Source organism: Pseudonocardia ailaonensis (assembly GCF_039531635.1).
Classification (GTDB): domain Bacteria; phylum Actinomycetota; class Actinomycetes; order Mycobacteriales; family Pseudonocardiaceae; genus Pseudonocardia; species Pseudonocardia ailaonensis.
Genome location: NZ_BAAAQK010000001.1, coordinates 187,063 through 206,731 on the forward strand (window position 1 = coordinate 187,063; position 19,669 = coordinate 206,731).

General features: G+C 71.1%; 17 protein-coding genes. 6 read left to right on the forward strand and 11 right to left on the reverse strand.

Translation table 11 applies throughout. From position 1 onward, the window contains the following. Nucleotides 1-15: 15 nt before the first annotated feature. From ABD324_RS00845 to ABD324_RS00895, 11 genes are all read right to left on the reverse strand, one after another. Nucleotides 16-1,176: a CaiB/BaiF CoA transferase family protein gene (locus ABD324_RS00845; RefSeq protein WP_344411542.1), complete on the reverse strand. Its 1,161-nt coding sequence runs from the start codon at nucleotides 1,174-1,176 to the stop codon at nucleotides 16-18. Further along, nucleotides 1,173-1,613, reverse strand: a complete 441-nt coding sequence (locus ABD324_RS00850) for a MaoC/PaaZ C-terminal domain-containing protein (RefSeq protein ID WP_344411543.1) — start codon at nucleotides 1,611-1,613, stop codon at nucleotides 1,173-1,175. Before ABD324_RS00850 ends, ABD324_RS00845 begins: the two co-directional genes overlap by 4 nt. Continuing rightward, on the reverse strand, nucleotides 1,610-2,182 hold the full coding sequence (locus ABD324_RS00855; protein ID WP_344411544.1) for an FAS1-like dehydratase domain-containing protein: 573 nt from the start codon (nucleotides 2,180-2,182) through the stop codon (nucleotides 1,610-1,612). The genes ABD324_RS00850 and ABD324_RS00855 overlap by 4 nt, the downstream gene beginning before the upstream one ends. Further along, complete coding sequence (locus ABD324_RS00860; protein WP_344411545.1) at nucleotides 2,179-3,240, reverse strand: aldo/keto reductase; 1,062 nt, start codon at nucleotides 3,238-3,240, stop codon at nucleotides 2,179-2,181. Before ABD324_RS00860 ends, ABD324_RS00855 begins: the two co-directional genes overlap by 4 nt. Before the next feature lie 42 nt (nucleotides 3,241-3,282). Continuing rightward, on the reverse strand, nucleotides 3,283-4,566 hold the full coding sequence (locus ABD324_RS00865) for an amidohydrolase family protein (RefSeq protein WP_344411546.1): 1,284 nt from the start codon (nucleotides 4,564-4,566) through the stop codon (nucleotides 3,283-3,285). 52 nt (nucleotides 4,567-4,618) lie between these two features. Beyond that, nucleotides 4,619-5,863 (reverse strand): ABC transporter substrate-binding protein, encoded by a 1,245-nt coding sequence (locus ABD324_RS00870; protein ID WP_344411547.1) that lies wholly within the window; start codon nucleotides 5,861-5,863, stop codon nucleotides 4,619-4,621. Nucleotides 5,864-5,908: 45 nt separating this feature from the next. Continuing rightward, entirely contained in the window at nucleotides 5,909-6,604 is a 696-nt protein-coding gene (locus ABD324_RS00875) for an ABC transporter ATP-binding protein (RefSeq protein WP_344411548.1), read from the reverse strand. Next, entirely contained in the window at nucleotides 6,601-9,774 is a 3,174-nt protein-coding gene (locus ABD324_RS00880) for an ABC transporter permease subunit (RefSeq protein ID WP_344411549.1), read from the reverse strand. The genes ABD324_RS00875 and ABD324_RS00880 overlap by 4 nt, the downstream gene beginning before the upstream one ends. Nucleotides 9,775-9,949: 175 nt before the next feature. Further along, a complete protein-coding gene (locus ABD324_RS00885) occupies nucleotides 9,950-10,432 on the reverse strand; it encodes an HIT family protein (protein WP_344411550.1) in 483 nt (160 codons plus the stop codon). 28 nt (nucleotides 10,433-10,460) lie between these two features. After that, nucleotides 10,461-11,585, reverse strand: coding sequence for a Gfo/Idh/MocA family protein (locus tag ABD324_RS00890; RefSeq protein ID WP_344411551.1), 1,125 nt, complete (start codon nucleotides 11,583-11,585; stop codon nucleotides 10,461-10,463). Nucleotides 11,586-11,599: 14 nt separating this feature from the next. Then, entirely contained in the window at nucleotides 11,600-12,169 is a 570-nt protein-coding gene (locus ABD324_RS00895) for a nuclear transport factor 2 family protein (protein WP_344411552.1), read from the reverse strand. 113 nt (nucleotides 12,170-12,282) lie between these two features. Between ABD324_RS00895 and ABD324_RS00900 the strand changes: the two genes are divergently transcribed. The 6 genes from ABD324_RS00900 to ABD324_RS00925 all read left to right on the forward strand — a co-directional run. Next, nucleotides 12,283-13,464 carry an LLM class flavin-dependent oxidoreductase gene (locus tag ABD324_RS00900; RefSeq protein ID WP_344411553.1) on the forward strand — a complete coding sequence of 394 codons (1,182 nt, stop codon included), beginning with the start codon at nucleotides 12,283-12,285 and terminating at the stop codon, nucleotides 13,462-13,464. Between the two features lie 26 nt (nucleotides 13,465-13,490). After that, nucleotides 13,491-13,910, forward strand: coding sequence for a nuclear transport factor 2 family protein (locus ABD324_RS00905; protein WP_344411554.1), 420 nt, complete (start codon nucleotides 13,491-13,493; stop codon nucleotides 13,908-13,910). Nucleotides 13,911-14,015: 105 nt separating this feature from the next. Next, nucleotides 14,016-15,209, forward strand: coding sequence for an amidohydrolase family protein (locus ABD324_RS00910; protein WP_344411555.1), 1,194 nt, complete (start codon nucleotides 14,016-14,018; stop codon nucleotides 15,207-15,209). 54 nt (nucleotides 15,210-15,263) lie between these two features. After that, nucleotides 15,264-16,430, forward strand: coding sequence for an acyl-CoA dehydrogenase family protein (locus ABD324_RS00915; RefSeq protein WP_344411556.1), 1,167 nt, complete (start codon nucleotides 15,264-15,266; stop codon nucleotides 16,428-16,430). Nucleotides 16,431-16,455: 25 nt separating this feature from the next. Continuing rightward, nucleotides 16,456-18,588 (forward strand): molybdopterin-containing oxidoreductase family protein, encoded by a 2,133-nt coding sequence (locus tag ABD324_RS00920; protein ID WP_344411557.1) that lies wholly within the window; start codon nucleotides 16,456-16,458, stop codon nucleotides 18,586-18,588. 91 nt (nucleotides 18,589-18,679) lie between these two features. Continuing rightward, on the forward strand, nucleotides 18,680-19,669 hold a 990-nt coding region (locus tag ABD324_RS00925; RefSeq protein WP_344411558.1), incomplete at its 3' end, for an aldo/keto reductase.

Genomic DNA, 19,669 nt, shown 5'->3' on the forward strand with positions numbered 1-19,669 from the left:
CTGGGCGGGTGGTTCTTACGACGTCGCCGCTTGCGCGACGACTCCTCGTTCGGCCAGGTCGGCGACCGTCTCGGCCGGGATGCCCCACTGCTCGAGCGCGGACAGCGTGTGCTGCCCGGGCCGCGGCGGGGCGGACGGGACCGCCGCGGGCGTGGCGCTGAAGCGCGGGGCCGGGGCGGGGAGGGTGACCCCGTCCACGTCGACGAAGGTCCCGCGGGCCCGGATGTGGGCGTGCTCGGTGGTCTCGCCCATCGTCAGGACCGGCGAGAAGCAGGCGTCCGTGCCCTCGAGCACGCCGCACCACTCGTCCCGGGTGCGCCCGCGGAAGATCTCGGTGAGCTGACGGCGGATCTCCGGCCAGTTCCTCCGGTCGAGGTGGTTGGCGCCCGGCGGGACGTCGAGCCCGACCTTCGCGGCCAGCTCGGCGAAGAACCGCGGCTCGAACGCGCCGACGGCGATGTGCTTGCCGTCCGACGTCTCGTAGACGTCGTAGTGCGGCGCGCCGCCGTCGATGTTGTTGCGGCCCAGCTCGTCGCTCCACCTGCCCTGCGCGACCTCGCCGTGGAACATGGTGCTGAGCAGGGCCGCGCCGTCGACCATCGCCGCGTCGACCACCTGGCCGACGCCCGAGGTCCGGGCGTGCTGGAGCGCGCACACGATCCCGAACGCCATCAGCATGCCGCCGCCGCCGAAGTCCCCCACCAGGTTGAGCGGGGGCACCGGGGGCTGCCCGGGGCGGCCGAGGTGGGCGAGCACGCCCGCCAGCGCGATGTAGTTGATGTCGTGCCCGGCCGCCTGCGCGAGCGGGCCGTCCTGCCCCCAGCCGGTGATGCGGCCGTAGACGAGGCTCGGCCGGCGGGCGAGGCAGACGTCCGGCCCGAAGCCGAGCCGTTCGGCCACACCCGGGCGGAACCCCTCGAGGAGCACGTCCGCGGAGTCGACGAGGCGCAGGAGGCACTCCAGCCCCTCCGGGTCCTTGATGTCGACCGCCACCGACCGGCGGCCCCGCATGAGGGCGTCGTAGTCCAGGCGCGAGACGTCCGTCTCCCGGGTCAGCCGGGGCGGCTCGATCCGCAGCACGTCCGCACCCATGTCGGCCAGCATCATCGCGGCGAAGGGCCCGGGGCCGATGCCCCCGGCCTCCACCACGCGCAGGCCGCTGAGCGGGCCTGTCATCCGGCCGCCGTCGTGGTCGTGGTCAGGACGGCCGTCACCTCCGCCTTGCAGAACACGGTGCTCCCGCCGTCCGTGAGGCGCACGTCGACGGTGACCTGCGGGTGCGGCCCGCTCAGGTCCACGGCCGTGATCACGCCCGCGCCGTGGACGACCGCCCCGGGCAGGATGCTCGCCCGCAGCTCGGTCCTGCGCCGCTTCACGAACGCGCCGCTGCCGGCCCAGTCGGTGACGACCCGGTCGACGAAGCCCATGATCTGGATGGTGCTGAGGATGATGTCGGGCAGGCCCTGGGAGCGGGCGATGTTCGGGTCGTGGTGCACCGCGAAGTAGTCGAGGGTGGCGACGGGCGCCGAGGCGACCGTGGTGAAGGTGATCTCCTCGCGGAAGCCGGGCAGCGTGGTGCCCGCCTCCGGGGCGAGGTCGTTCGTGATGCTCATGCGGTGCTCGTCTCGGTGTTCTCCGAAGCGGCGAGGTCGAAGCGGAACAGCGTGTTCTCCTGCGTCGCGACGACCTCGTCCTCGACCGTGAACGTGGTCAGGGTGGTGATGAAGTGGCCGGTGCCGACCCGCGTCGTCTTCTGGGGGCTCACCGACTCGATGCGGACCCGCGCCGCCACCTTCTCGCCGACCCGCAGCGGACGCTCGTGGGTCGTGTCGTTCGAGACGTTGACGATCGACGAGCCGGGGAGCGGCACGTCGCCCATCACCAGGGGTGCGGGTGTGAAGTCGCCCGGCTTCCACGGCAGCTCGATGGTCCACGACATCAGCATGGCCGGCGGCGCGACGAGACCGCCCCAGGTCTGCTGCGCCACCTCGGGATCCCAGTAGCTCGGGTTGCCGTCGTGGATCGCCGCGCAGTAGTGGCGGATGGTCGCCCAGTTCACCTCGACGTCGCCCTCGACCGGCGCGGACTCGCGGCCGACGTAGGTGAGTGCCTCCTCGTAGGTGCCGTACCGGAGCTCCGCGCCGATGCCGGGCGGGGCCGGGCGGTCCTGGGTGGTCGTCATCGTCCTGCCTCCACGGTGTCGGACCGGCCGCGCGGCGGCGTGCTCGCCCCCGCGTTGGTGGCCAGCTCCGGCTTGTAGCGATCACCGGTCACCTGCTCGCCCAGCGCGTCGAGCGACGCGATGTCCGCAGCATCGAGGAGAATGGTGTCCGATGCCACGTTCTCCTCGAGATGGCGGGGGTCGTCCGGCATCCCCGGGATCGGGATGATCCATTCCCGCCTGCTGAGCAGCCAGGCCAGCGCGATCTGTGCCGGGGTCGCGTGGTACGACGCGGCGATGGCCCGGACCGCGTCGGCGAGCCGGGCGTTGGCGGTGAGGCTCTCGGCCGCGAGGCGGGGGAAGGCACCGGACAGCCGGATGTCCCCGTCCTCGAGCTGGGTGTCCGCGGTGAGCGTGCCGCTGAGCAGCCCGCGACCGAGCGGCGCGAAGGGCACCAGGCTCACCCCGAGCTCCTCGCACACCCCGAGCATCCCGCCCTCGAGACCACGCTCGATCAGCGAGTACTCGCTCTGCAGGGTGGCGACCGGGTGCTCGCCGACGGCGCGACGCAGGTCGGACTCCCCCGCCTCGCAGAGGCCGATGTAGCGGATCTTGCCCTCGGCGACCAGCTCGGCCAGCGCTCCGACGGTGTCCTCGATGGGGGTCGTGGGATCGACCCGGTGCTGCTGGTACAGGTCGATCGTGTCGACCCCGAGGCGCCGCAGGGAGGCCTCGCAGGCCGCCTTGACATACGCCGGGGTCCCGTCGATCGACGACCGTTTCGGCAGCCCGGAACGGTCCGACTCGGTGGCGTCGGAGGCCAGCACCGCCCCGAACTTCGTGGCGATCAGGGCCTCGTCACGGCGTCCGGCGAGCGCCCTGCCGAGCAGCTTCTCGTTGTGACCGTGGCCGTAGACGTCGCCGGTGTCGAAGAGCGTGACGCCGAGGTCGAGCGCACGGTGGATCATCCGCACGCTCTCGTCGTCGTCCCGGCTCCCGTAGGAACCGGACAACGGGTTGCAGCCGACACCGACGGCCGAGACCTGGACACCGGACCGGCCGAGCGGACGGGTCTTCATACTTCCTCCCAGAGGAGCGCGGGGACCAGCGCGGGAACCACCTCAGACGCCGACGAGGGGCTTGTGCACGTCTCCGAGCGGGTACTTGTTGGTTTCCGGCGGGGTGAGGATCTCGGCGTACTCCGGGCCGACACGGTCCCCGACCTCGGCGAGCTTCGCCTGGTCGAGGCCGAACACGTCCGCCGCGGAGGTGCCGAGCATGAGCCTGGCCTCCTCCTCCGGCACCCGGGCCGCACCGAGGGTGGCCCGCAGGTACTCCTTGGTGCCGGCGCCGTAGAGGGTTCCCTCGTGGTGCGGGAAGTCCATCCCCAGCATCATCTTCTCCGGGCCGATCTCGGCCCGGGCCTCGACCTCGGCCCGGGAGAAGATCGACGAGCCGACGAAGACCTGCCGGGCGAAGTACTCCGACGGCTTGATCGACACCACGTCCCGCACGTCGCGGCGCAGGTAGCTGCCCTCGAACGAGTAGTCCATGGCGCGGAGCTGGGTCGCCACCCAGCCGGTGCCCATCTCGGTCAGCACGACCTTGAGCCGGGGGTGCTTCTCGAGGACGCCGCCCCAGATCATGTGGGTCAGGATCTGCTGGGTCACGAACATCAGCTCGCGGGCCAGCAGCGGCTGGGCGCAGGCCGGGTGGGCGGCCTTGGGGATCTTCGGCCGGCGTCGCGTGGTGGAGCTCATGCCCGAGTGGCAGTTCGCCACCATGTCGAGCTCCTCCAGCAACGACCAGATCGGGTCGTACAGGGGGTCGTAGAGCGGCACGTCGTCGTCGAAGTGCGGCAGGATGATCCCGCGCAGGCCGTGCTCCTTGGCCCACCGGATCTCCGCCATCGTGGCGTCGACGTCCTCGAAGCTGACCTTGGCCATCCCGGCCCACCGGTGCGGCGCGACCGAGACGAACTCGGCGAGCCAACGGTTGAAGGCCGTGTTGCCGTCCTCGATCTGCTCCGGGGTGCGCAGGTCACCCCGGCCCGCCGCGCCCGACGCGGTGGGGCTGAGCAGGTCGAAGGGCAGGCCGAAGTCCGGGAACAGGACCTCGGCGGCGATTCCTTCCGAGTCGAGCTCGGCGAGCCGCTTCTGCGGGTCGAAATCGCCGTCGAGGCGTCCCGTCTCGATGTAGTTGTTCTTCCAGTCCTCGACGATCTCCGCCTTGAGGCGCACCGACAACGCCTTCGGCTCGAAGTTCTTCGAGCCGACCTCCTTGTAGAGCTTGCAGAACTCGGCGAACTCGGCCTGGCTGCGCTGGGGCAGGTAGGGCGCCCAGTCGTCCATCTTCGCGGTGGCGTGGCCGTCCGAGGAGAAGATCATCGCGCGTCTGCTCGTCATCGGTGCAGTCCCTTCGTGGTGGGAGGACCAGCTGTGCTGTGCGGCTCCGGGACTACTGTCCCTTGGAGAGGAGGGTGATCAGGTTGGCCGTGGTCCCCGTGCTGGCGAAGTGCTTCTTGGTCGCGTCCCACTTGTAGGCCGTGTACTCCGGCACGAAGACCCGCGCGAAGGCCGGGATCGGCTGGAACTTGGTGAAGTCGACCGGGCTGGGCAGCAGACCCGGGAAGCGCAGGTCCGTCGTCTTGGTGAAGGCGTCGAACACCGACTTCTGGCTGATGTCACCGTCGATCTTCTCCGCCACCCGCTGGAACGCGCGGACGCTCATCCAGCCGGTCAGCGTCGTGTAGCGCCAGGCCGGCTCGGCGGCCAGCTTGTCGTTGCTCGACGCCCCGTACGCGGCCATGTCGTCCGCGAAGAGGACGCCGTCGCCGCCACCCGCGCGCACGATGTCGACCGGCGGGGTGCTGGACATCCCGATCCACGTGTTACCGGCCGGGCCGAGCTTCGTCAGCGCGTCCACCGTCAGGGAGTCCGGCCCGCAGAGCCCGATCCGATTGTTGTTCGCCTGGACCACCCCGACCAGCTGGGTGGTGGAGCCCGCCAGGACCAGGCCGTTCACCTTGCTGTCGAGCGCGGTCTGGAACAGGCCCGCGACGTCCGTCGCCTCGGGCAGGACCTTGATCGTCTTCGCCCAGGTGGTACCGGGCACGGCCTTCGTCGCGGTCTCCGCGGCCTGCGCGATCAGGGCACCCGACGCCAGGTCGGTGACCATCGCGCCGAAGGTGGTACGCCCGTCGCCACCGAGCCCGGCCGGGCACGTCATCGGGGCGGTGGGGCCCGTCGTGAGGTTGAAGGCCGCGACGCTGTCCTTGAGCAGGTCGAGGGACCCGAAGCCCAGCCCGCCGATGCTCGCGATCTTGTTCTCGTTGGTGACGTCGGCGATCGCCGTGCTCCGGCCGGAGGCCTGCGAGATGACGGCGGTCGCCTTGGTCTTGAGGATGTCCTGGGCGCAGGCGGCTTCCTGCGTGGGATCGCTCTTGGTGTCGCAGCTCTTGATCTCGATCTGCCGACCCTTGACCCCGCCGGCCTTGTTGATCGCGGCGGCGGCCGCGTTGGCCCCCGCGACGATCTCGTAGTACTGGCGGCTGCCGGTCAGCGGGATCGGCGCGTAGAGCACGATCGGCTCGGCCGAGGTCTGCCCTCCGCTGCTCCCGCCGGATCCGCCGGTGGCACAGCCGCTCACCGCGGCGGCGACCACCACGGCCATGGCCATCAGGCCCTTGGCTCTCGTTCTCACAGCATTCCTCCGGGTACTCGGTGGTGGTCGGGTCGGGGCCCGATGTCAGGCGTCGGCCGGCTGCGCGAGGTAGGCGGCCTCGATCTGGGCGACCTCCCGCTTGGCCTCGGCGGCCGTTCCCTCGAAATGGATCTTGCCGTTCTGCAGGACGTAGACGCGGTCCGCGACGGCGAGCACCTTGCGTACCTGCTGCTCCACCAGGAGGACGCCGACGCCGCTGTCGGCCGCCTGCCGGATCGTGCGCAGCAGGCGGTTCACCACCAGCGGGGCGAGACCGAGCGAGAGCTCGTCCGCCAGGAGGACGACCGGCTTGCGTGCCAGCGCCCGAGCCAGGGTGAGGATCTGTTGCTGCCCGCCGGAGAGCAGGCCGGTCCGGCGGTCGAGGTGGTCGGTCAGCTCCGGCGCGATCTCCGCGATCCGCGCCAGGTCCGCCTTGCCGACCCGGAGGTTCTCCCGCGCCGTCAGCTCCATGAACACGGAGCGGTCGTCGGCCACCAGGCCGAGCCCCTGACGGGCCCGCTTGTGCAGGGGCAGCCGGCAGACCTCCTCCCGCCAGTAGACCTCGCCGGTGTCCACCGGCACCTCCCCCGCCAGCGTCAGCAGGGTGGTCGTCTTGCCGGCACCGTTGGCCCCGAGCAGGGCCACGACCTCACCGGCCCGCACCTCGAGGGAGATGTCCCGGATGGCCGGCACACCGGAGTAGCTCGCGGAGACTCCCTCGGCCCGCAAGAGCACGGTCATGACGCCTCGATCCTGTTGTTCTCCGACACGGACGCCAGCTCGCCGGCCTGCGGACCGTCCTGGTGGCCGTCCGTCTCCTCGTCGACCTGCGCACCGAGGTAGGCGGCGACCACGACCGGGTCCGCCTGGACCTCCGCAGGCGAGGCGTCCGCGATCTTCCGGCCGAAGTCGAGGACGGCGATGCGGTCGCAGAGCGACATGATGAAGCCCATGTCGTGCTCGATCACCACGACGCTGAGGCCGTGTGCGGTCGCGAGCTCGCGGATGACCCGCCCGAGCTCGCGGCGCTGGTCGTCGTCGAGCCCGGCGGCGGGCTCGTCGAGGAGCAGGACCCGCGGCGACGCGGCGACCGCCCGGGCGACCGCGACCAGCCGCCGGCGACCGTGCGGAAGGTCCTGCGCCCGCATGCCGAGCGCCGGGCCCAGGTCGAAGGTCGCGACCGCGTCCGCCGCCATCGGCGAGAGGACGGGCCTGCCCGGTGCGACCAGGCCGGTGAGATAGGCCGTGGTGTCGTGGGCGTCGCTCGCGGCGGCCAGGTTCTCGAGGACCGTGAGGTCGTCGAACAGCTCCAGCTGCTGGAAGGTCCGCGCGATCCCGAGCCGGGCCCGCAGGTGCGCCGGCACCGCGCTCAGGGACCGGCCGTCCAGGGTGATCGTGCCGGCTCCCGGGCTGTTGTACCCGGTGATGGCGTCGACGAGGGTGCTCTTGCCCGCCCCGTTCGGACCGATGACGCCCAGCACCTCGCCGGGGTTCACCTGGAGGTCGACGGAGTCGAGGGCCTTGACCCCGCCGAAGTTGACGCTGAGCCCGCTGATCGTGAGCAGCCCACCGCGGACGGCGTCCGGCCGGGCCTCCTCGGAGGCGGTCACGAACGTCTCGTCGTGGGGCTTGACGAAGATCTTCCGCGCGTTCGCCGCCGCGTGGTGCGCCAGGCCGTCTCCGTGGCGGACCAGGATGACGACCAGGATCACGCCGCCGATCAGCGGCAGGAAGCGGGACAGCTCGGTCATGAACACGTTCAGCTGCTCCGCGACGAGCACCCGTGCCACCACCGCGACCACGACGAACGTGGCCAGCTGCACCAGGCCCTGCGCGCGGCGGTAGGCGGGGACCAGCTTGGCCAGCACGGTCACCAGGCGGGCGACGACGAGCGCCCCGAGCCACGGCGCGAGCCCGATGACCGAGTCGATCTGGCCCAGGACCCAGCCGACACCGGCGGGGAAGAGGACACCGACGACGATCGCGACGACGGCGGCGGCGGGCATCACCCACCGCGGGACCTCGGTCCTCCGCCGGACGAGCCGGACGATCGTGCTCACGAGCAGCAGCAGGATCCCGGCACTGATCCAGCCGGGCGGGCTGCCGACGTCGGCGAGCCAGTCACCGATGTCGTGGGTGGCCGATGCGCCCAGGGTGCCGGGGAAGAGCATGGCACCGAAGAAGGCGCCGAGTGCCGCGCCGACCCCGCCGACGACGCCGAAGGCGACCGCGTAGATCGACTGCAGCGGGTTGTAGTCCGTGTTGTAGACGATCACGGACTGGCTGAAGGAGATGAGGATGCCGCTGACCCCGGCGACGGCGGCGGACAGCGCGAAGGCGTAGAACTTCGCGGTCGGCACGCTGACCCCGAGCGCGGCCGCGGCCCGCTCGTTGGTCCGGACCGCCACCAGGCGCCGGCCCGCCCGGCCGCGTCGCAGGTTCACGACGGCGAGGGCGATCACCGTGCAGGCGAGGAGGCAGAGGGTCGCGTAGGCCTCCGGGTGGGCCTTCGGGCCGATGTCGATGCCGAACAGCTGCAGGTCGGTGATGACCGTGCCCTCGCGGTTGACACCGAACGCGTCCGAGGAGGCGCCACCGGGCGGAGGCGTCTGGTACATCCGGAGGAAGAACAGCTCGTAGACGCTGGCGCCGAGGCCCAGGGTCACGATGCCGAGCGCGACGCTGCGGGTGCGGAGCGCGGGGAGCGCGAAGAGGCTGCCGGTGACCGTGGCGACGACGACGCCGACGACGGCCGCGAGCCAGAAGGGCAGTCCGGCGATGGCCACGAGCCGTCCGGAGACCAGCGCGGCCACGCCGGCCAGTGCGAACTGGCCCAGCGAGAGCTGCCCGGCGTAGCCCAGCACGACCACGACCGACAGCAGCAGGATCGCGAACGCGGCCTGGGAGCTGACGGCCTTGATCCAGTCGGCCGGCAGCACCGTCCACACCGCGAGGAGGACGACCGCGAGGGCGACGACGACGGCCACCGGCCGCACCGTCCCGGACCCGAGACGCGGTCGACGCTCCGTGGCGTGCCCGCGCGGCGGGAGGCGGTCCCCCTTGAAGGCGAGCACGACGATGATCACCAGCAGCGGGACGAGGGACCCGACGCCCAGGAGCTCCTGGTTGTTCCCGACGACCACGCCGTTGATGTACGAGGTGACCGCCGCCAGGACCGCCGCCGTCACCAGCGCGACGGGGAAGGAGCGGAACGAGGCGACCACCGCGACGGCCAACGCGGGGACGATGGTCAGGGTGAGGGCGGTGGGGTCCAGCGCCGCCTGGACGGGCGCGATGAGGATGGCGGCGACACCCGAGATGACCCCGGACAGCGCCCAGCTCGACACCGCGATGGTGTCCGCCGACCAGCCCAGCGCCGCGGCGGCCCGCCGGTTCTCCGACGTCGCCGACGTGGCCAGGCCGAACGTGGTGAAGCGGTACGCGGCCCACAGCAGGGCGGCGACGACGACGGCGATCGCGAGGAGCAGGAGGCGGTCGAGACCCACCTCGGTGCCGAGGATCGACAGCGCCCGGCTCGGGAGCACCCCCTCCACGACCTCGCCCGCGGTCTTCCACACCAGGTTCACGAACTCGGTCAGGATGATGACGACGGCGAGGGTGCCGACGATCCTGGAGATCAGCGAGTTGTTCCGCAGGGGGCGGATGATGAGGAGGTAGGTGGCGGCGCCGATGAGCCCGATCGCGACGACCGTGCCGACGGCGGCCGGGGCCAGGGCCCAGCCGCTGGCACGGAGCGCGTGGAACAAGTAGGCCCCGAACATGACGTACGTGCCCTGCGCGAAGTTCAGGATCCGCGAGCCGCGCTGCACGACGATGATGCCGGAGGCAACCAAGGCGTAGATGGCCGCGCTTCCGGCGGCCAACAACGTGTACTGGATGACCTGCTGCACAGACGTAGCCCCCATTGGCTCGTGTGGGACGGACCGTGGGCCCGTGACGACAGGTGACGCACCGCTGACGTGTCGCCCTCGGCCGAGGCGGAATACTAACTGGCCGACCTGACAATTTCAATAACTCGGCGAGGATGCCCCCGCCCACCTGCGGCCCGGCCGGATCGGCCGGGCCTCAGCCCCGGGACCGCAGGAGGTCCCGCACCTTCCGTGCGCCCTCGCGCGCCTCGGCGATGGCGCCGCCGTCCCGCTCCGCGCGCTCCCGCATGGCGGCGCGCGCCGCGCTCGACACCTCCGGACAGGAGGTGAGCAGGCCGGCGTGGAAGTGCGTGACGCCCTCGTTGTAGGCGACGAGGTACACGCGATCGGTCCAGACGGCGGTCATCGCCGACCCCACCGCCACACTGAGCGGCCCCAGCTCGGCAGCCTCCCGGGCGGTGAGGTCCACCAGTCCGGCGTTGTGCCGCCTGGTCGCGAGAGTGATCATCCACGGGTAGACGTCCATCGTGTACGCGACCCAGAGCTCGGACTCGTGGACCAGGTCGTCCGAAGTGAACCGGCGCAGGCGGGCACACAGGGTGCACTCCTGCTCGCTCTGGTTCGCCACGGCCGAGGTCACGACGGGCAGCACGGGGGGCGGCACCGGATCAGCCGACATGGGCAGCCTCCTGGTCGGGGTGGGCGCCCTACCGGGCGTCGATCTTGGTGACGGTCTCCTGGATCTCCGCCAGGCGGACCCCGTCGTCGAAGGTGGGATGCAGCCCCGTGCCCTCGCCACCGCGCACGATGTCGGCGAGGTCGCGCATGTAGGTCCCGTAGAGATGACGGCGGCCGCGCCCGTACAGCAGCTCGGCCGGCGTCATCGGCTCCGGCGGCGGGGTCGCCAGTGCGTACGTGTCGGGTACCGCCAGCACCTCGAGCGGGCCGCCCGCCAGGGCCCCGTGGAGGACCCCGGCGTTGTCCAGCACCAGCGCGCCAGCGCTGCCGTAGACCTCCATGCGCTCCCCGCTGCCGTTCGGGACCGCCCAGGTCGAGCCGATGCTCAGCAGCGCACCGCCCACGAAGCTGCCCTGCAGCAGGACCGCGTCGTCGGCGTCCACCGGCTCCGTGCGCAGGATCCGGGCGGTCTCGTCGAGGCCGTAGGTCGAGGTGTGCTCCTCGCCCAGCACCGGTTTCTCCTTCACCAGGGTGGTCGCGACGCCCGACACGGTGTCGATCTCGCCGAACAGGAAGCGCATCCGGTCGACGAGATGATGGAACGACGTGCGCAGCAGCCCGCCGTGCGGCTCCCGGGAGGCCCAGTTCGCGTAGTGCACGACGGTGCCCGGCGTCAGCGATGCACCGGCATAGCGCGTGCACGACACGAGCCGGAGCTCCCCCAGGTGGCCCTGCGCGACGAGGTCCCTGATGTAGCGGAAGACCGGGAGGTAGCGGCCGCCCAGGTCGATCGCGGTCGTGAGGCCGCGCTCGTGCGCCAGGTCCCGCAGCTTCCGGGCCTCGGCCGTGGTCGCACCGAGGGGTTTGGTCAGGAAGACGTTGCGGCCCGCCTCGACGGCGGCGAGCGCCATCTCGTGGTGGGTCGCCGGTGGGGTGGCGATGCACACCAGGTCGGGAGCGAGCCCGATCAGCTCCCCGACGTCGTCGAGGGCGATCCCGATCCCGAAGCGCTCCGCCGCCTGCTCGGCGCGCTCGAGCCGGGCGCTGCACACCGCCACGACCTCGACGTCCGGGGTGTCGCGCAGCGCGGGCAGCAGGACCTCGGCGGCCCAGCCCGTGCCGACGACGCCGACCTCGACCGTGGTCCGACCCATCGGGCGCCGTCCGCTCAGTCGTGCGCGCCGGAGCGGGAGACCCGCTGGAAGGGCCGCAGCACCTTCAGCGGGCGCATGTAGGAGATGTCGTCGCGGTCCGCCGAGTGCGGGTGGACGTTCTCGACGATCTTCTCCATCACGTTCGGGAGGCTCCACCACTCGCCCGTGGACACCCGGTCGACGATCTTCCACTCGCCGTCGCGGCGCTCCAGGCGGTCGAGGTAGCGGCCACCGCCCACGACCGGGTCCCACGAGTCCTTCCCGACACCCGCCATGATGTTGTACGACTCGACGTGTGCCTCGTCGCCGTCGATCTCGATGGTCATGTTGGTGACGTAGTGCTGGTGACCGCGCAGGTCGGTGTCGTGCGCGGTCTCCATCCAGTCGATCGCCTCGCTCGCCGGGCCCACGAACAGCACGTGGTCGTCACGGCCGTCGGGGTGGAAGCCGGAGTTCGCGAGCTCCGTGTCGTGGCGGTCCATGCCCCGCGACACCCGCAGGATGCACTTCTCGATCTCCATGCGGTCGACCACCTCCTGCAGCTTCGGCAGTAGTGCCGCCAGGCGCTCCTCGTCCGATCCCATGCCTCGTCCTCCACCCGTCGACCACGCTGTGACTTCTGGCGCGGCGAAACATAACTTGCCGACCTATTAGTTTCAAGCGTAGCTTGAGCTGCCGATGAACGAAGGGGTTCTCCATGACGCAGCTCCGGTTCGGGTACACCGGACAGACCGGCCCGCCGTTCGACCGGGGCCTTCGGGCACTGCCCCGGATCGAGGCACAGGGATGGGACTTCGTCCGCTTCCCCGACCAGATGGGCAGCACCCACCCCTACGGCATGATGCCCGCGGACGTCTCCCCTCCCGACGACCCGGAAGCCCTGATCAGCACCTACGGCTCCCAGTGGTACGGGTCCTTCGAGCTGATGTCCGCGGCCGCCGTGTCCACCCGGAACCTCGGCCTGCAGTGCGCGGTCATCGACCCGTTGCGGCGCAGCCCCTCGGTGTTCGCCCAGGAGGCCATGTCGATCACCCACCTGTCCGGGGGCCGGGCGGTCTGGTGCATCGGCAGCGGTGAGCAGAAGCAGTTCGAGCCCTTCGGGGAGACCCGCACGAAGCCGGTCGACCGCATGATCGAGGCGGTCCACGTCATGAACACGCTGTGGGACAACGCGTACCGCCCGGTCTCCCGCGAGTCCGAGTACTGGCCCCTCAAGGACGCGGTGTTCCCCCTGCCGCTGTACGAGGGCCGCAAGCCGGTCATCCGCGCCGTGGGTGGCGGGCCGCGGGTCGAGCAGCTGGCCGGCGAGCTCTGCGACGGCTGGATGACGTTCCTCCCGGGCGGCGCGCGCAACGATCCCGCCGTCATCGCCGAGTCCGTCCGCAACGTCAGGGCGTACGCCTCGGCGGCGCAGCGCGATCCCGACGCCCTCGACTTCAGCGCGATGGCCATGATCCTCGTCGCCCCGACCGACGACGAGGCCCGCGAGCTGACCCGCCATCCCGCCATCGCCTGGCCCGCCCTGTGGGGGTACGGCGCAATGGCCGGGAAGGCGTGGAAGGAGCTCGGCCACGAGCACCCCTTCGGCGAGAACGCCAGCTGGCCGAAGACGATGAAGGTCGGCGAGGCGCTGGACCCCGACTTCGCCCGGTCGCTGCCCGCGCTGGTCCCCGAGGGCATCGTCGACGCGACGATCATCCACGGCAGCCCCGAGACGGTCGTCCGGCGCCTCGAGCCGTTCGTCGCCGCCGGCCTGACCGAGCTGTCCTTCCTGAACATGACGCCCTGGGTCGACCGCACCACGGGCAGCGGGTTCGCCGCACTGATGAGCGAGATCGTGACCGGGCTGGGCGGCAAGCCCCTGCTCCTCGACGCCTGACCGAGTACGACGCAGGAGGCAGGACCATGAACGGTCCCGACGTGATCCGGCAGTTCCTCGACGCCCTACGCGCACACGACTGGCCGAAGTTCGCCGACGCGATCTCGGACGAGCGCTTCGTCCGCGTCGGCCCCTACATCGACACGCTGGAGAGCAAGGACGAGTACGTCGAGTTCCTGCGCGAGATCATGCCGCAGATCCCGGGCTACGAGATGGAGCTCGAGCGGATCAGCGCCATCGGGCCGGACCGCTATCTCGTGGAGATGGCGGAGAACGTCGTCGTCGACGGCGTGCCGACACCCGGCCCCCAGGCCAACATCTTCGAGCTCGACGGCACGGGGAAGATCTGCGGGGTCAGCATCTTCAAGAAGTCCCCCGCCGCGAAGCCGACCCTCCCGGGGATCGACGTGCGGCACCGCGGGGCGGGCGCCGACGCGACCGCTTGACGGCCCGGCGGCCGCGTTGCTATTTACTAATTGGCCATCCGGTTGATTAACTGAGGGAAGCGGGCCCGACGACGGCGTCCGCGCGAACGCACAGGGAGGGCAGGCGTGACTGTCGAGCTGGGCTACCAATTGATCGACGCCGACACGCACTACTACGAGCCGGCCGACTGCTTCACCCGCTACATCGAGCCCTCGATGCGCGACCGCGCCATCACGGTGGACCTCGACGAGGCCGGGTTCGAGACGATCTCGTGGAAGGGCGAGCGGCTCGAGATCATCGAGCCCGGGTTCTTCACCAAGGTCCTGAAGCCCGGTGCGCTCAAGGAGATGATGCAGGCGGTCAAGGCGGGCCTCACGTTCGAGGAGGCCGGGGTGCACGCCGCACTGGCGCCCGAGTGGACGTCGCGGCCGGCGCGGCTGAAGGCGCTCGAGGCCCAGAACCTCGAGGCGACCTTCCTGTACCCGACGCTGGGGGTGCTCTGGGAGCACCACCTGCGGGAGGACCCCGAGGCGCTCTACGCCAACCTGCACGCGTTCAACCGCTGGCTGTACGAGGACTGGGGCTACGGGTCGGACGGGATGGTCTACGGCGCTCCGCTGGTCTCGCTGCGCGATCCCGACCTGGCGGTCCAGGAGCTCGAGTGGGTGCTCGAGCGCGGGGCCAAGGTCGTCTGCATGAAGACCGGGCACGCCTACGGCCGCTCCCCCGCCCACCCGATCTTCGACCCGTTCTGGTCGCGGGTGGCCGAGGCCGGGGTCGTCGTCGGGTTCCACATCGCCGAGTCCGGCTACAACGAGCTGTACTCGCCGGACTTCAGCGAGGACCCCAAGCCGAAGCCCAACGGGAAGTCGGCGCTGCAGTGGTCGAACTTCTTCGGTGACCGGCCGATCATGGACACCCTCGCCGCCTGCATCATGCACAACCTCTTCGGCAGGTACCCGACGCTGCGCGTGCTCAGCGTCGAGAACGGCTCGACGTGGGTGCCCTACCTCCTCAACGTCATGGACAAGATGAAGGGGATGGGGCGCAACGGCCAGTGGCTCGGCGGTCGCGTCCAGGGCCGGCCGAGCGACATCTTCCGCGAGCACATCTACGTCTCGCCCTACCCCGAGGACGACGTCGCGGCGCTGATGAAGGTCATCGGGTCCGACCGGGTCCCGATGGGCTCGGACTTCCCGCACCCCGAGGGCGTCAAGGACCCGATCGAGCTGGCCGAGCGGGTCCAGGACCTCGACCCGGCCGACCAGAAGCGCTTCCTGCACGACAATGCCTACGAGCTGCTGCACCCGAGCCGGTGACGGGCCGCGGCCCCGGCCGGCCCGGCCGGTCGGCCCGGTGAGGAGAGGGACGACGTGGACTTCGCACTGAACGAGGACCAGGAGACGATCCGGGCCGCGGTGCGGGACCTGGCCGGCAAGTTCGACGACCGGTACTGGAGGGAGCACGACCGGGACAAGCAGTTCCCGACCGAGTTCTACGACGCGCTGGCGTCCGGCGGCTGGCTGGGCATCACCATGCCCGCGGAGTACGGCGGGCACGGCTTCGGGATCACCGAGGCGTCGCTCCTGGTCGAGGAGGTGGCCCGGTCGGGCGGCGGGATGAACGCCGCAAGCTCGATCCACCTGTCGATCTTCGGCATGCACCCGGTGATCGTGCACGGCTCCGAGGAGCTCAAGGCCCGCACGCTGCCCCGGATCGTCGACGGCTCGCTGCACGTCTGCTTCGGGGTCACCGAGCCGGGCGCCGGCCTGGACACCTCGCGGATCACCACGTTCGCCAAGCGCGAGGGCGACCACTACCGGGTCAACGGCCGCAAGGTGTGGATCTCCAAGGCCATGGAGTCGGAGAAGATCCTGCTGCTCACGCGGACGCAGCGCTACGACGAGGTCACGCGCAAGACGGACGGCATGACGCTGTTCCTCACCGACCTCGACCGCGCCCACGTCGACATCCGGCCGATCCCGAAGATGGGCCGCAACGCCGTCACCTCGAACGAGCTGTTCATCGACGACCTGATGGTTCCCGTCGAGGACCGGGTCGGCGAGGAGGGCCAGGGCTTCAAGTACATCCTCGACGGGCTCAATCCCGAGCGGATGCTCATCGCGGCCGAGGCGCTGGGCATCGGCCGGGTCGCCCTGGACCGCGCCGTCACCTACGGCAACCAGCGCGAGGTCTTCGGCCGGCCGATCGGCATGAACCAGGGGCTGCAGTTCCCGCTCGCGGACTCGCTGGCCCGCCTCGACGCCGCGGAGCTGATGCTGCGCAAGGCGACCTGGCTCTACGACCAGGGCCTGCCCTGCGGCCGGGAGGCCAACACCGCGAAGTACCTGTGCGCGGACGCGGGCTTCCAGGCCGCGGACCGGGCCCTGCAGACCCACGGCGGGATGGGCTACTCCGAGGAGTACGACGTGGCCCGGTACTTCCGGGAGGTCCGGCTGATGAAGATCGCGCCGGTCAGCCAGGAGATGGTGCTCAACTACCTGGGTTCCCACGTCCTGGGCCTGCCCCGCAGCTACTGAGCCGCTCCGAGCCGAGGAGGAAGTCGTGGAACGGGACCCAGGTGGGTCGCCCGGCGGAACCCGGACGACGCACCGCACGTTCTGCCGCCTGTGCGGCCCGACGTGCGGGCTGATCGCCACGGTCGAGGACGGCCGCCTGCTGCGCGTCCGGCCGGATCGGGACCATCCCGTGACGGCCGGGTTCGCGTGCAACAAGGGTCTCGCCACACCCACGCTGCACCGGGACCCCGATCGACTCACCCACCCGATCCGCCGGACGCCGTCCGGATGGCAGCGGGTCACCTGGGACCAGGCCATCGAGGAGATCGGGGACCGCCTCGGCGGCATCCTGGAGCGGCACGGCCCCGCGGCCCTGGCGACGTACGGCGGCAACCCGATCGCCTTCAACGCCAAGGCCGCGGTGGCGTTGGGCGTGTTCCGCAAGACGGTCGGGTGCGAGCTCACGTTCAGCTCGGGAACCCAGGACTGCAGCAACAAGTTCGCCGTGTCCGAGGTCGTCTACGGCTCGGCCCAGCTGCACACGCTTCCCGACTTCGACAACGCCGACCACCTCGTGGTGATCGGTACGTATCCGTCGGTGTCGAAGATGTCGTTCGTGTCGACGGTCCATCCGGTGCGCAGGCTGATGAGGATTCGCGACCGCGGCGGGAAGGTCACGTTCGTCAACCCGCGACGCGTCGACGACCGCATCGGGGAGACGATCCAGCTGCGGCCCGGCTCCGACGTCTATCTCCTCGCCGGGATGCTGCACCGGGTCATCGAGCGACACGGCATCAGCCCACGGGCGTACGAGCAGTCCGACGGGCTCGAGCACGTCGCCCGGTTCGCAGCGGCGTGGCCTCCCGAGCGGTGCGCGCGGGCGTGCGACGTACCGGCCGAGGTGATCGAACAGCTGGCCGACGAGTTCGCGGCCGCCGACGGCGCGACCATCCATTCGTCGGTCGGCATCAACCAGGGACCGCAGCCCTCGGTCGCCTACTGGCTGCAGCAGATGCTGGTGCTCGTCACCGGCAACCTCGACCGGCGCGGGGGCGCGCTGTTCACGCCGGGTCTGACGTCGGTGTCGCCGGCGGCACCGGACGTCGGCGAGGTGACCTCGTACCGCGAGCACCACGGTGCGCGGTTCCGCACCCCGATGGGGATGTGGCCGGCGGCGCTGCTCCCCCAGTTCATCGCCGACCCGGAGCGTCCGGTGCGGGCGATGTTCGTCACCGCCGGCAACCCGGTGCTCACGGTGCCCGGCGAGGCCGCCATGCGGGACGCGCTGTCCTCGCTCGAGCTCCTCGTCTCCGTCGACCTGTACCGCAACGCCACCGGTGACCTGGCCGACTTCGTGCTCCCGGCCACCGACATGTACGAACGCCCGGACCTCAACTTCTTCGGGCAGAACCTGCAGGCCCAGCCGTGGATGCAGTGGACGGACGCCCTCGTCGAGCCGGCCGGCGAGCAGCGCAACGAGGAGTGGATCTACAGCCGGATCCTGCAGGCGCTCGGCCGGCCCAACTCCCTCGACGTACCGGCCATGACCTCGCTGTCGGTGCTCGACGCGCAGCTCGTGGCGAACGGCTACTCGCTGGCCCGGCTGCGCGAGGACGGAGTGTTGATCAAGCCGCTCGCCGAGCCGGGCACGGTGGTCCCCGGAGGCCTGCCGACACCGAACGGCCGCGTGCGCTGCACCGTTCCCGCACTCGACGAGGCCCTGGAACGCGTGGAGTCGCTCTACGACGCCACGTGCCGTACCGGCGACGACTTCCTCCTCATCAACCGCCGCACGTCACGGTCGCTCAACAGTGCGCTCGCCAACCTCGAGCAGATGGGCGGGGACGAACTCCCCGTCCGGATCGGGCCCGAGGACGCCGCCAGGCTCGGTCTCACCGACGGCGACGAGGTCCGGCTGTCGACGGACGACGGGGAGATCGTGGCCGCCGTCGGGATCGACGACGACCTGCGGGCCGGGGTCGTCGCGATGACCCACGGCGGCGGCTCGGTCGGCGAAGGCCGGCCCGTCGCCCCCGCCCGCCGCAGCGTCAACGTCAACCGGATCATGCCGCCGGGTCACGCCATCGAGCCCTTCAGCGGAATGGCCCACCTCACCGGCGTTCCCGTCACCCTCACCCCGATCCGGCCCGCCGCAGCGGGCCGCGCGGCCGGATCGTGATCGGCTAACCGGCCGTGGAAGGGCGCCGCGGACCGTCCCCGTCGGCCACGCCGGGTCGCCGCGCCGCGCCCCGTACACGGAAGGCACGACCATGACCGGATCGATTCCCACCCGCTCCCTCGGCACCGAGGGCCTGACGGTCGGCGCCCTCGGGTACGGGGCGATGAGCTTCGGGGACTTCTACGGCCAGAGCGGCTACGACAAGGACGAGAGCGCGCGCGCCATACTGGCCCGGGCCGCCGAGCTCGGGGTGACGATGATCGACACCGCGGACGTCTACGGGCCGAGCGAGGAGATCCTCGGCCGGGCGCTCGACGGGCACCGGGACGACTTCGTCGTCGCGACCAAGTTCGGCATCCGGATCACCACCGGGCCGAACGCGTCCCGGAGGATCGACGGCACGCGGGCGTACATGCGCCAGCAGCTCGACCGGTCGCTGCGCCGCCTCGGGACCGACCACGTCGACCTCTACTACGCGCACCGCATCGACCCGGACATCCCCATCGAGGACACCGTCGGCTGGATGGCGGAGCTGGTCGCGGAGGGCAAGGTGCGCCACCTGGGGCTGTCCGAGGCGGCCGCTGACACGCTGCGCCGGGCGAACGGCGTCCACCCGATCGCCGCGGTGCAGACCGAGTGGTCGCTGTGGCAGCGCCGCATCGAGGACGAGGTCCTCCCGACGGCGCGGGAGCTCGGCATCGCCGTCGTCCCCTGGTCCCCGCTCGGACACGGTGCCCTCACCGCGACCATCACCTCGCGCGACGAGATCACCGCGAACGACAGCCGCCGGACGGTGCCGTACTTCTCGGAGGAGCACTTCGACGCCAACCGGGCCACGCTCGAGGTCGTCCGCCGGGTCGCCGCCGAGGTCGGGGCGGAACCCGGTCAGGTCGCCCTGGCGTGGCTGCTGCACCAGGGCGACGACGTCGTCCCGATCCCGGGAACCCGCCGCGAGCGCTACCTCGAGCAGAACGCCGCGGCGGCGTTCGTCTCGCTGAGCCCCGAGCAGCTGGCCGACCTCGGCACGATCCGGATCCAGGGCGCGCCCGACGAAGGGCCGGGGGCCTTCCCGAACTGGTAC

Coding starts and splice junctions, on each gene's coding strand:
- ABD324_RS00905 (WP_344411554.1), top strand. CDS start 13,491: ATGAACGGTCCCGACGTGATCCGGCAGTTCCTCGACGCCCTACGCGCA.
- ABD324_RS00860 (WP_344411545.1), bottom strand. CDS start 3,240: ATGAAGACCCGTCCGCTCGGCCGGTCCGGTGTCCAGGTCTCGGCCGTC.
- ABD324_RS00845 (WP_344411542.1), bottom strand. CDS start 1,176: ATGACAGGCCCGCTCAGCGGCCTGCGCGTGGTGGAGGCCGGGGGCATC.
- ABD324_RS00875 (WP_344411548.1), bottom strand. CDS start 6,604: ATGACCGTGCTCTTGCGGGCCGAGGGAGTCTCCGCGAGCTACTCCGGT.
- ABD324_RS00895 (WP_344411552.1), bottom strand. CDS start 12,169: ATGGGATCGGACGAGGAGCGCCTGGCGGCACTACTGCCGAAGCTGCAG.
- ABD324_RS00885 (WP_344411550.1), bottom strand. CDS start 10,432: ATGTCGGCTGATCCGGTGCCGCCCCCCGTGCTGCCCGTCGTGACCTCG.
- ABD324_RS00865 (WP_344411546.1), bottom strand. CDS start 4,566: ATGACGAGCAGACGCGCGATGATCTTCTCCTCGGACGGCCACGCCACC.
- ABD324_RS00890 (WP_344411551.1), bottom strand. CDS start 11,585: ATGGGTCGGACCACGGTCGAGGTCGGCGTCGTCGGCACGGGCTGGGCC.
- ABD324_RS00900 (WP_344411553.1), top strand. CDS start 12,283: ATGACGCAGCTCCGGTTCGGGTACACCGGACAGACCGGCCCGCCGTTC.
- ABD324_RS00850 (WP_344411543.1), bottom strand. CDS start 1,613: ATGAGCATCACGAACGACCTCGCCCCGGAGGCGGGCACCACGCTGCCC.
- ABD324_RS00855 (WP_344411544.1), bottom strand. CDS start 2,182: ATGACGACCACCCAGGACCGCCCGGCCCCGCCCGGCATCGGCGCGGAG.